This is a genomic window from Psychrobacter sp. 16-MNA-CIBAN-0192, assembly GCF_040309565.1.
Classification (GTDB): domain Bacteria; phylum Pseudomonadota; class Gammaproteobacteria; order Pseudomonadales; family Moraxellaceae; genus Psychrobacter.
Genome location: NZ_JBEOOX010000004.1, coordinates 255857 through 267435 on the forward strand (window position 1 = coordinate 255857; position 11579 = coordinate 267435).

10 protein-coding genes are annotated in these 11579 nt (G+C 42.2%); 5 read left to right on the forward strand and 5 right to left on the reverse strand.

The window, feature by feature from the left end:
* Nucleotides 1–145: 145 nt before the first annotated feature.
* From AAEY78_RS05645 to infA, 3 genes are all read left to right on the forward strand, one after another.
* Nucleotides 146–1249 (forward strand): asparaginase, encoded by a 1104-nt coding sequence (locus AAEY78_RS05645; RefSeq protein ID WP_352338025.1) that lies wholly within the window; start codon nucleotides 146–148, stop codon nucleotides 1247–1249.
* A 58-nt stretch (nucleotides 1250–1307) separates the two neighbouring features.
* Nucleotides 1308–2156 (forward strand): tRNA pseudouridine(38-40) synthase TruA, encoded by an 849-nt coding sequence (gene truA, locus AAEY78_RS05650; RefSeq protein WP_352338027.1) that lies wholly within the window; start codon nucleotides 1308–1310, stop codon nucleotides 2154–2156.
* Between the two features lie 122 nt (nucleotides 2157–2278).
* Nucleotides 2279–2503, forward strand: a complete 225-nt coding sequence (gene infA, locus AAEY78_RS05655) for a translation initiation factor IF-1 (protein ID WP_007395612.1) — start codon at nucleotides 2279–2281, stop codon at nucleotides 2501–2503.
* Between the two features lie 260 nt (nucleotides 2504–2763).
* Here the strand turns inward: infA and AAEY78_RS05660 are convergent, their stop codons facing one another.
* From AAEY78_RS05660 to leuC, 5 genes are all read right to left on the reverse strand, one after another.
* Complete coding sequence (locus AAEY78_RS05660) at nucleotides 2764–4029, reverse strand: L,D-transpeptidase family protein (RefSeq protein ID WP_352338028.1); 1266 nt, start codon at nucleotides 4027–4029, stop codon at nucleotides 2764–2766.
* Between the two features lie 370 nt (nucleotides 4030–4399).
* On the reverse strand, nucleotides 4400–5503 hold the full coding sequence (gene leuB, locus AAEY78_RS05665) for a 3-isopropylmalate dehydrogenase (protein WP_352338030.1): 1104 nt from the start codon (nucleotides 5501–5503) through the stop codon (nucleotides 4400–4402).
* Between the two features lie 87 nt (nucleotides 5504–5590).
* The gene (locus tag AAEY78_RS05670) at nucleotides 5591–6301 is read right to left on the reverse strand and encodes a hypothetical protein (RefSeq protein WP_352338032.1); all 711 of its coding nucleotides are present in this window, start codon (nucleotides 6299–6301) and stop codon (nucleotides 5591–5593) included.
* 201 nt (nucleotides 6302–6502) lie between these two features.
* Nucleotides 6503–7153, reverse strand: a complete 651-nt coding sequence (leuD, locus tag AAEY78_RS05675) for a 3-isopropylmalate dehydratase small subunit (RefSeq protein WP_352338034.1) — start codon at nucleotides 7151–7153, stop codon at nucleotides 6503–6505.
* Nucleotides 7154–7222: 69 nt separating this feature from the next.
* A complete protein-coding gene (leuC, locus tag AAEY78_RS05680; RefSeq protein ID WP_352338036.1) occupies nucleotides 7223–8641 on the reverse strand; it encodes a 3-isopropylmalate dehydratase large subunit in 1419 nt (472 codons plus the stop codon).
* 413 nt (nucleotides 8642–9054) lie between these two features.
* On the opposite strand from leuC, the gene AAEY78_RS05685 reads away from it, so the two are divergent.
* The gene (locus AAEY78_RS05685) at nucleotides 9055–9927 is read left to right on the forward strand and encodes a LysR family transcriptional regulator (RefSeq protein ID WP_352338037.1); all 873 of its coding nucleotides are present in this window, start codon (nucleotides 9055–9057) and stop codon (nucleotides 9925–9927) included.
* Between the two features lie 536 nt (nucleotides 9928–10463).
* Nucleotides 10464–11579, forward strand: a 1116-nt coding sequence (locus AAEY78_RS05690; protein WP_352338039.1) for a sodium:solute symporter family transporter, incomplete at its 3' end; no start/stop codon positions are given.

The following is an 11579-nucleotide window of genomic DNA, read 5'->3' on the forward strand; positions in this document are numbered from 1 at the left end:
ATCGACCTTGTAAGCGTTCACGTCTGCTAAATCTATAGACTCATGCGGCATCACAAGCATTCTATTGCTATAGAATGCTTGTTTCTATTTTTACTATTATGATTTATATTGTTCCCGTCTTCTTTTTCGCTCTTACGGTACTTTCATGCACGCGCATTCAGCTTCAATTTCTTCCCTATCCTCTCCTATCCAACTGATTTATGCTGGTGGTACTTTTGGCAGTTATGGTAAACCGCTTGCGCCTTTAGCTGCGGCTGAATTTTTACCCGCATTGCAAAACCTACTGGCTAAACATGACAAAGGTCATCAACCGGCTATTGCTTGGCTGGATAATACACTGATTAAAGACAGCAGCCAGTTCAATGCGCGTGATCTTGCACATTTCTATAACCTTTTATTAGACGCGTATGCAGTAGGGCATCGCCAGTTTGTGCTGATTACCGGAACCGATACCTTAAGTTATTTGGGCGCTTTTTTAGCAGAGGCATTTGCCGGTAGTGACTTGTGCCTTATTGTTACAGGTAGTATGCGCCCCTTACTTGATAGTGAGATTATTGACAGTTACTGCGTTGATGCCAATAGTGATGCGTGGGACAATTTTAATGACGCGCTACGCTTAGCCGCTGCTGGTGAATCGGGCGTTAAAATAAGCTTCGGCGGTGAAGCGTGGGCGGCGCAAACGGTACAGAAAATTCATAGTCATGATTTTATGGCATTTACAGGGCATTCGCGAGCGGCATATCCAGCAAACAGTTATGTCAAAATGCTACCTGAGACCCGTAAGCAGCATTGGCTCGATGATCAGCACGCTATTGTCGATAGTATTCGAGCTTGTGCTCACGAGGCGACGATTCATGCGTTATATTGCCTACCAAATGATCCAGAAGTATTGTGCCTTCAATTACAATCTCTATTAAAAAGCCCACCTTGCGGCATTATTTTATTAGGCTTTGGCGCAGGTAATATTCCTTATTCACCAGCGCTAGCAGCAGCATTGCAGCAAGCATATGACTGCGGGCATATGGTCGTATGCACAAGCCAATGTCCCTTTGGCGGGGTGAGTGATAGCTATGCAGCCGGTAGCTGGCAGTACGAGTATCAAGTGATTGCAGGCGGGCGTCTAACGATTGCAGCGATATATGCTCGCTTATTGTGGCTACTATTGCGTTATGATACGCCAGCTCGAAGACGGCAACGCTGGGCTCATACGGTCAGTCAAACCTCGACGACTATCCATAAAAATCGTTAGCCAACTTTTTAAGATTTCACTATTTTAAACCTATACTTAATCATCGCTGTGACCCTTTATGTCCAACCTTATGTTACCTGAAGCACAAACAATATCAGCGCTACCCACTCATACCCTAGCCATTGGTATTGAGTTTTTGGGTACTCATTATCATGGTTGGCAACGACAACGAGAAGTGTTGGGCGTTCAAGAAGCGTTAGAAACGGCGATTAGCAAAGTCGCTAATGAACCCGTTGAGGTTATTGCGGCTGGGCGTACCGATTCTAGCGTTCATGCCAGTAATATGATTGCCCATTTTGTCACTCACGCCTATCGACCCACCCATAATTGGTTGCGCGGGGTAAACAGCTTACTGCCTGATGATATATCTTTGCGCTGGATTCAGCCAATGCCTAGCGATTTCCATGCTCGTTTTGGTGCCATTGCGCGCCGTTATCGCTATATCACGTTAAATCAAATTCAGCGCCCAGCCATTTTAAATCATCAAGTGACCCATATTCATGAACCATTAGATTTAGCTGCTATGCAACAAGCCGCCGCCGATATCGTAGGCACTCACGACTTTAGCAGCTACCGCGCCGCCGCTTGCCAATCTAATCAGCCCGTACGCAACGTGAGTCATGCAAAATTATTCCAGCACGGCGCGTTTATAGTTTTTGATATTCAAGCCGATGGCTTTTTACATCACATGGTACGCAATCTCATGGGCACGTTATACGCTATTGGCAGACATGACTTGCAGCCCACTGATTTTCTAAATATTTTATCAAAAAAAGACCGCACGATAGCGCCGCCCACCGCCTCTGGTGACGGTCTATACTTCATCAATGCTTACTATCCTGAGCCTTATCAGCAGCTCTTGCCTGCGCTGCCACTAACCCCTATTTGGCTGAATCTTCCGGAGTAAGCTTCTTTGAACTGGCATACATAACGCTTACACGCTGTCAAGCAAAAATGATATATTTTGTTGCTTTAGCGCGCCAACTTACGTATAATATGGTCTTATTTTTCACTGATTGATATATAATTATGGCCAAAAAAGACGACATTATTGAATTTGAAGGCGAAGTCATTGACACCCTGCCAAATACATTGTTTAAAGTTCGTTTAGAAAACGGACACGAAATCATTGCGCATATTTCAGGTAAAATGCGTAAACATTATATCCGTATTTTAACCGGTGATAAGGTTAAGGTAGAAATGACCCCTTATGACCTATCTAAAGGTCGTATTACTTATCGCGGTAAAACTTAATTTACTTTATATATCATCTACTTTGTATAGTATAGAGTGAGCCTGACGATATTCCGCGTGTTTGATAACGATTTAGCATAAAAGTAATGAGTCAAAGCGGTCAGATTATTATGAACCTTAATCATATTTGTCTCTGATTTTGCCACTCTATTGCCCTATATAAAATTATGATACATAAAAAATACCGCTGATGATTAGCGGTATTTTTGTTTTTAGATTTTGAACTTTAGTAATTTTAACGAATGCAATTTATTAGGTAGTTATATAAATTCGACCGTTGCCTCATCGCTAATGGTACTTAATAACGTTAGCGCATCCCAATTGGTTAAGCGGACGCAACCCGCCGAAGCTTGACGACTGATACGCGATGGATCCGGCGAGCCATGAATACCATAAGAAGGTTCACTCAAGCCAATCCATACTGAGCCGACTGGGTTATTAGGACCTGGTGGCAAAATATATTTGCTGCCTTCTGGACTGGTATAGGTATAGTTAGGCTCGTGAACTTTCACCTTTATCGTATGCTTGCCAGTCGGTGATGGCGTTGCCGTACTGCCTACGGTAGTCGGATAGCTGGCAATCAGCTTACCTTTATCATCGTAAGCATATAATGTTTGGCTGGTTTTATCGGCTACCACGCGGCTAACTGGAGTCGCGTTGGCTCGGCTTGGGTTATAGACAGTGATGGATTCGCCGCTTACAAAAGTAGCCTTAGGATTTAAAAAACGTAAATAACTTTCATCCATCCGGAATTTCTCTGCCAACCCTTCGATGAGAGATTCATAGTACATGCCTTCAAGCTTAGACTTTTCCACCGCAGTAGTTGGAATTTCGACAGTTTTAATGTGAACATCGTTATCCGTTAAGGTGTAACTCACCAATACTGGCTGGGTGCTGAGCATAGTGTTTTTATTTAACGCTTGCCATGTTGCCTCATCTAAAGATTGTGTTACTTTCAAGCCTTGCGCTTTTTGAAACGCTTGCATGGCTTTACGCGTATTTTTACCCCAATACCCATCCACTGTTCCAACACCATGCTGATGCCAATTTAATAAGGCTTGTAATTTTGCCCCAATAACGCGGTTTATTTTTCCGCCGTTTTTCCAGCTGGCATTATTTACGTGCTGAGCGATAGCTGGCAGATTTTCAGTATGATACGGGATGACAGGTAAAAACTTATTGAGCAATCGCGTTGATTTGCGACTGTTCATCAGTTGCTGCTCAGGATTAGGCGCTACTCTAGATGCCATGCTAACATTTTCATCAGCTTCTGCATTGGTTACTGGGCTTACGGTATCTGCCATATTAGCGGCAGTTTGTTGATTGGCATCAATACTAACATCTGACGATAATTCTTTATTCTTTGGCATTTCTGCTGTAATGCTTACTGTCTGAGCATCTGCGGCTACGGCATTACTTACCAAAATATCAGCAGAGGTATTCACCGCCATCGCCTGATTCATTAATAATGCTGTGGATAAGCCAGCCAGCCCTACGGCGGTAGTTATGGTGGTTAATGGATGCACAAGGTACTCCTAACATGATTGTTATTATTGTTTAACTTACTTTTATTTAGCTTATTTTCTAAATTTTTTTAAATGGTATTTTAGGAATGATGCCATACAGTCTGATAAGCGTGTAATAGCTTTATGTTAAGAAACACTGACTGATGCGGTCACTATACGAATTTTTTATGTCATACTTTTATATAAGTCAGCTAATTTTTACCATAGATTCATCAATATAGTATGGCTTTCTTAATGACATCAACAAATATAAGAAAACTGATAAGCATAAAAAACCCATAAACTGCTGAGCAATTTATGGGTTTTCATAGGATACATATAACGATAAACAACGGGGTTATACAAAAAATGGAACTGTATAAAAAGAAGCTTACACCAACTTAGATAATACCGCTTCGCCCATTTTTTTACAGCCCACTTGAATAAGACCAGATTCATTTTTATCTAGAATATCAAGGGTACGCAGACCATCATCAAGCACATCACTAACCGCTTGTTCAATCGCCTGAGCAGATTCTTCATGTTTAAAGGTATAACGTAGCATCATCGCAACTGAAAGAATGGTCGCTAATGGATTGGCTTTGTCTTGTCCGGCAATATCGGGTGCAGAGCCATGGCAAGGCTCATACATACCTTTACCTTGCTCATCCAAGCTTGCAGATGGCAACATACCAATAGAGCCAGTCAGCATGGCAGCTTCATCCGATAAGATGTCGCCAAATAGATTGCCAGTAACCATGACATCAAACTGCTTAGGGTCACGAATCAGCTGCATACAAGCATTATCGGCATACATATGTGACAAGTTCACATCGCTATAGTCCGCTTCTTGCATCGCAGTGATGGTCTGTTTCCACAGCTCGGTCACTTCTAAAACGTTGGCTTTATCTACTGAACAGACTTTAGCAGGGTTACCTGACGCTTTGGCACGGGTTTGTGCCAGCTCAAACGCCACTTTACCAATACGCTGAATCTCGCTGGTGCTATACACCATGGTATTGTAGCCTTGCTGCTCGCCATTTTCTAACGTACGGATACCGCGTGGCTCGCCAAAATAAATACCACCAGTCAGTTCACGTACGATAAGTAGGTCAAGACCTTTAATGATTTCAGGTTTAATACTTGAGGCATTGACCAATTGCGGATAAAGCTTGGCGACGCGTAAATTAGCAAATAAGCCAAGCTCACTACGAATTTTAAGCAAACCACGTTCAGGACGTTTGCTACGCTCGATACCATCCCATTTAGGTCCACCCACTGCACCCAATAATACCGCGTCCGCTGCGCGTGCACGTGCTAATGTTTCTGCTGGTAGTGGCTCACCCGTTGCATCAAATGCCACGCCGCCGATCAGTCCCGACTCCAGCGTTAACTCTAACGCAAATTTTTCATTGACAGCTTGTAGCACATTAATGGCTTGGGTCATGATTTCAGGACCAATGCCGTCGCCTGCTAGGGTTAATATCGTTGCCATACTCATCCTTGGGGTAAATGATATAAAAAAAACGCTACTTAAAACAAAAAGGTGTCTTACCGTTTCTTTACTTTTAAACTCTAGTTGTTATTTATTAGCTGCTTTAATAGCTATTTTCGATTCTACAAATTCGCCTTGACGCTTGGCATCTAATTGCTTACAAAAACGTCTAACCACCTTGCTGCCTTGCATCAAATCAACGCATAACGGTTCAGGCGAGGCACTATCTAATAAGCTGCCTGCTTCTTGTGGCGACTTTTTGCGATAGGCACGCAGCTGATAGGTTCCCGGCTGCATAAAGTCATGTATCATCGCAAAACGTTCTACATAATCCAGATTGTTTTCAGGATAAAAACTGATGTGCACTTCACGTTTAGCTGGTTTAACGCGCGCGTAATAGTTGGTTAAACCCTTCATGCTCGAGGCAGATAACGGCACGATTTTGACTGATTTTTGGTTTAATAATGGCGTCATTGGCATTTGCGATGTAGGTTGCTGCGTTGCCGACTTTTCCTGATTCAGCTTCTCTTGATTCAGCTTTGTAACCATTGATGGATTAACAGGTTTATGCGAGTTAGGAGCAATCAGTAGCGTTTGATCAACCTGTGTGATTTCGCAATGATAAGTGCCCGCACACACGATATTTACTTCACCGGCAACCGGATAAACCTTACCTATCAACATATCCGGGCTTTCTGCCTTTTCTATTTGCTGATAGCCAGTCAATGATTGACAGCCAGATAACAAGCCGACAGCAACGACGGTACTTGTAAATAGAGCATAACGTTTTTTATTCATAATGGCGGCTACTATAGATAAGTGGTCAAAGATAAAGCTGAAAAGGCATATAACCAGCAATTACAGCCTATATATTCTGGTTCATTTTAGCCATTTCGACGTTAGAACTCAACGCTATAGACTGCCTTGTCACCTTTTATTCACCCTTATTTCCACAATTAGAATGGCAGTTATGCTGACTTATCGCATGTACCGTAACCGCTAAGCATGAACTTCATTAAATATCCATGGGGTTTGCTGTTGCATCTTTTGCTCATATGCTTTGATTGCATCCCCATGCTGTAACGTTAGATCAATATCGTCAAGACCGTTTAATAGACAATGCTTGCGAAAAGCATCAACTTCAAACGGATACTCTTTACCTGTGGGCGTAATAACCACTTGGCGTTCAAGATCCGCTGTCAGCTCATAGCCTTCAGTTGCTAACGTTGCTTTTATTAATTCATCGACGATTGCTTCATCAAGCACAATAGGCAGCATGCCATTTTTAAAGCAGTTATTATAAAAGATATCGGCAAAACTAGGCGCAATAACAGTGCGGAAGCCATATTCTGATAATGCCCACGGCGCATGTTCACGACTAGAACCACAACCGAAGTTCTTGCGCGCGAGCAAAATGTTAGCGCCTTGGTAGCGCGGCTTATTTAAGACGAAATCTGGATTAATAACGCGTTTACTGTTGTCTTGACCAGGATAGCCGTCATCAAGATAACGCCAGTCATCGAATAAATTGACCCCAAAGCCCGTACGTTTGATAGATTTTAAAAACTGCTTGGCAATAATTTGGTCGGTATCGACATTTGAGCGATCAAGTGGGCAAACGATGCCGGTTTGGATACGATAGGCTTGCATAACTGATTCCTATAATTAAAGTGTCTTATGAAAAGATAAACGGTTGGCACTGGTGACTAGCACAAATAATTAAAACGTGCGTACATCGACGAAATGACCAGCCAACGCCGCCGCAGCTGCCATTGCTGGACTTACCAGATGCGTGCGTCCGCCATTCCCTTGACGACCTTCAAAGTTACGATTAGATGTTGAGGCACAGTGTTCCTGCGGTTCAAGTTTATCGGCATTCATTGCCAAACACATTGAACAACCCGGCTCACGCCACTCAAACCCGGCATCCGTAAATAAGACATCCAAACCTTCAGCTTCGGCTTGCAATTTTACTTGCCCTGACCCAGCAACCACAATGGCTTCTTTAATATTATCAGCAACTTTACGACCTTTAATCACTGCTGCGGCATCACGCAGGTCTTCAATACGTGAATTGGTACAGGAACCAATAAATATTCTATCCAACTGAATATCGGTAATTTTTTGCCCAGCTTCCAAGCCCATATAAGTATAAGCGCGCAACCAGCCTTCTTCTTGCGCCTCATCTACGGCTTGGTCTGGCGTTGGCACTGATTGAGTGATATCAACCACCATTTCAGGTGAGGTGCCCCAAGACACTTGCGGTGCAATTTCGCTACCGTCAATCTCAATAATGCTGTCAAATACGGCATCAGCATCTGAATATAAGGTACGCCAGTAGGCTTCTGCTTGCGCCCATTGCTCAGCGGTTGGCGCGTATGGACGACCTTTTACGTAATCAATAGTGATGTCATCCACTGCAACCATGCCCACGCGCGCGCCCGCTTCAATCGCCATATTACAGACGGTCATGCGCCCTTCCATGCTCATCTCTTCAAACACTTGTCCTGCAAATTCAATCGCGTGACCTGTACCACCAGCGGTACCAATTTGGGCAATGATAGCAAGTACCACGTCTTTTGAGGTCACGCCAGTGCCCAGCTTACCATTGACTCGGATTTGCATGTTTTTCATTTTTTTGGCAATCAAGCACTGAGTTGCAAGCACATGCTCAACCTCAGACGTACCGATTCCATGCGCCAAACACCCAAGTGCACCATGCGTCGCGGTATGTGAGTCACCACATACTACCGTCATACCCGGCAATACCAACCCTTGCTCAGGACCAACAACATGCAAAATACCTTGACGCGCATCATTAATGGTAAATTCAGCAATATTAAATTTCGCACAGTTATCATCCAACGTGACGACCTGTAAACGCGATACCTCATCTTTAATACCTGCCACGCCTTCTAAGCGCTCTTTGGTAACAGTCGGTACATTATGGTCAGGGCTGGCAATATTAGCCGATAATCGCCACGGCGCTCTATTGGCAAGCTCTAAACCTTCAAAGGCTTGCGGGCTGGTCACCTCGTGCAGTAAATGACGGTCAATATAGATAAGGCTTGAGCCATCATCACGTTTGCTGACTTCATGAGCATTCCAAAGTTTGTCGTACAAAGTTTGACCGGTCATATTACTATCCTTGATTAATTGCTAATGGCTTAAAACATGATTACAGCGTATCACCTGATAAATCTACTTTTTAAGCGTTGGCGCTTGCTGCTTTTCTATATTTGGTTGTCTATATCTGATTATCAACATAATAGAGACTTTATTGATGATTTATCGTTTACTTACTAAATGCGGCGCGATGTTAGCGCAAAATAAACATCTTGATTGAATGGACAGTAAAATATCATAAAGTGAACACAATAAATATCTTAAAAACTGCCTTCTATAGCTTGTGATTATAACAGGCTAATTCTATAATAATAATTGATGATTTTTATCTATTCGCAAACTTTTATTTCTAATATATTGTTAATGGGTTAGCAAACTTTTATTCATACATTAACTGATACCTATTACCAAATAAGGACACCGGATTGAATACCACTAATCTGACAACGTTTGTAACCGTCATGCAAGTAGGCAGCATCTCGGGTGCGGCAGAAAAACTATTTATTACTCAGCCTGCAGTCAGTAAACGTATTAAAAACTTAGAAGATGAGTTTAAAATTACGTTATTTGACACCGTAGGGCGCGGTATTGTACCAACGCAGGCAGCGAATGAGATGCTACCGCATGCCAAACGCTGGCTAGATGATTACGAAAATTTTAAAATTAACTTGCAGCATTCCAAAAAAATAATCTCTGGCAAATTGGTCATTGGTACCAGTCATCATATTGGGCTGCATCATTTAGCACCAGTATTGAAGCATTTTATTCAAAGTTATCCTGCGGTACAGTTAGAAGTGCATTTTGTTGATTCAGAAGAGGCGCATAAAGCGGTGCTTGATGGTGATTTGTCCCTTGCCTTTTTGACCCTACCACCAGTCTACGATAAGCGCTTGACCTATCATACTTTATGGTCAGATCCGCTATATTTTATGACGGGCACCTTATCGCCATTGGCACAAAAAACAAAGGTAACCTTGGAGCAATTGGCGCGCTATCCCGCTATTTTGCCCTCTGCCAATACTTTTACCAGTCAAATCACCTTAGCAGAATTTGCCAAACATAACTTAAAGCCTTATGCCACTATGAGCACCAATCCTCTGGAATCTATTCGTATGTTGGTATCGGTTGGTTTAGGCTGGTCAGTATTACCGCAGACTATGGTTAGTCAGGATTTAGAGCGTATTGATATGGCAGATAATATTGAATTGCAGCGTTACTTGGGTGTCGTCATTAATCCGAAACTGACGCCTTCTAATAGTGTAACAGCGCTGCTAGATATGCTGACTCCTATTGATTAGCCTTTAATTATTAATATCTAAGCTTTGATAGTCACTAACTATTAATATATAGACGTTACTATATAAACTATTTATTCAGTTGTGATGTAAGTAATTTATCTATATCGGCATCTTCCTATAGTCGCTATTGGCGTGGTTTATCAGTCGCTTATTCGCAATTAAGATGTCTATACGTTATAATACGGGAAGATTTACTTGATAACGTACAGTTACCTTAATCTCACTGAAGATTACAATTTGCATGTTTTCAGTAAGTTAGGATAGCGTAATGGTTGTTTATGGCTTACCCGTGTTTTAATAATTGGCCCACTATTGTTAATTAAATAAAGCACCATCAACCCTATAAAATTTATTATGAATAATCAAAAAAAGCCATTACGTCTTACTTAATGGCTTTTTTTGTCTTTAGATATTGTCTTTTCAAGAGACTATCTTTTGACACTTTTCTAACATTTTTTAAGTGCTATTATTTTTACGAATATGGTTTTGCCGTTAAATATTATTACCACCAACAAGTTTGGTTAAGGACAGTTTATATGAACGGAGTTTCTAGTGGTGTGCTGATATCCCTTGGCGCCTATTTCTTAGTCATGATCGGGATTGGAATATATGCTTATTTTAAGCAGTCCAATGATTCAGAAGGCTATATGCTGGGTGGACGTAATTTAGGACCTGCTGTCACCGCGTTGTCAGCTGGTGCCTCAGATATGTCAGGGTGGTTATTGCTTGGTCTGCCCGGCTATATGTACGCGGATGGCGTGGTCAGTGTGTGGATTGCTATCGGCTTAACAACAGGTGCCTTTTTAAACTATATTATTGTTGCACCAAGATTGCGGGTGTATACCGAAATTGCGGACAATGCGATTACACTGCCCGATTATTTCGCCAATCGCTTTGAAGATAAGTCGCATATGTTGCGGGTTATCTCAGCTGTGGTTATTATTTTATTTTTTACCGTTTATACTGCTGCCAGCTTAGTGGGTGGCGGTAAGCTATTCGAAAGCTCGCTTAACTTATCTTATAGTACTGGACTTTGGGTCACTGCCGGTGTGGTGGTAGCTTATACGTTATTTGGTGGGTTCTTAGCAGTATCAATGACTGATTTTGTTCAAGGGGTCATTATGCTCTTTGCGATGGTCATCGTACCTATTGTTGCATTTACCGACTTAGGCGGCGTATCCGCAACAACAGCTGCCGTTCGAAATATCGATCCAAGCTTACTCAATATTACCAGTGGTATGACGATTATTGGTATTATTTCGTTATTGGCGTGGGGCTTAGGCTATTTTGGTCAGCCACATATTATCGTTCGTTTTATGGCTATTCGTTCGGTGAAAGACGTTCCAACCGCACGTAATATTGGTATGAGCTGGATGGTTGTTAGCTTGTTGGGCTCGTTAGCCACGGGTTTTGCCGGTCGTGCTTATGTCCAAAAAACCGCAATGACCTTAGAGGATCCTGAAACTATCTTTTTAGTCTTTACCCAGTTTTTATTCACCCCATTAGTTTCAGGTTTCTTATTAGCCGCTATTTTAGCCGCTATTATGAGTACCATTTCTTCACAGTTATTAGTGGTGTCAATTCCAACAATAAGTGTCATAATAAGGTCTTATTTTTTTGCCTACAGCATATTATTACCTAAATTAGATGTC

Excerpts from the sequence above, each read along its gene's own strand:
- AAEY78_RS05645 (WP_352338025.1), top strand. The coding sequence starts at position 146 with ATGCACGCGCATTCAGCTTCAATTTCTTCCCTATCCTCTCCTATCCAA.
- truA (WP_352338027.1), top strand. The coding sequence starts at position 1,308 with ATGTCCAACCTTATGTTACCTGAAGCACAAACAATATCAGCGCTACCC.
- infA (WP_007395612.1), top strand. The coding sequence starts at position 2,279 with ATGGCCAAAAAAGACGACATTATTGAATTTGAAGGCGAAGTCATTGAC.
- leuB (WP_352338030.1), bottom strand. The coding sequence starts at position 5,503 with ATGGCAACGATATTAACCCTAGCAGGCGACGGCATTGGTCCTGAAATC.
- AAEY78_RS05670 (WP_352338032.1), bottom strand. The coding sequence starts at position 6,301 with ATGAATAAAAAACGTTATGCTCTATTTACAAGTACCGTCGTTGCTGTC.
- leuD (WP_352338034.1), bottom strand. The coding sequence starts at position 7,153 with ATGCAAGCCTATCGTATCCAAACCGGCATCGTTTGCCCACTTGATCGC.
- leuC (WP_352338036.1), bottom strand. The coding sequence starts at position 8,641 with ATGACCGGTCAAACTTTGTACGACAAACTTTGGAATGCTCATGAAGTC.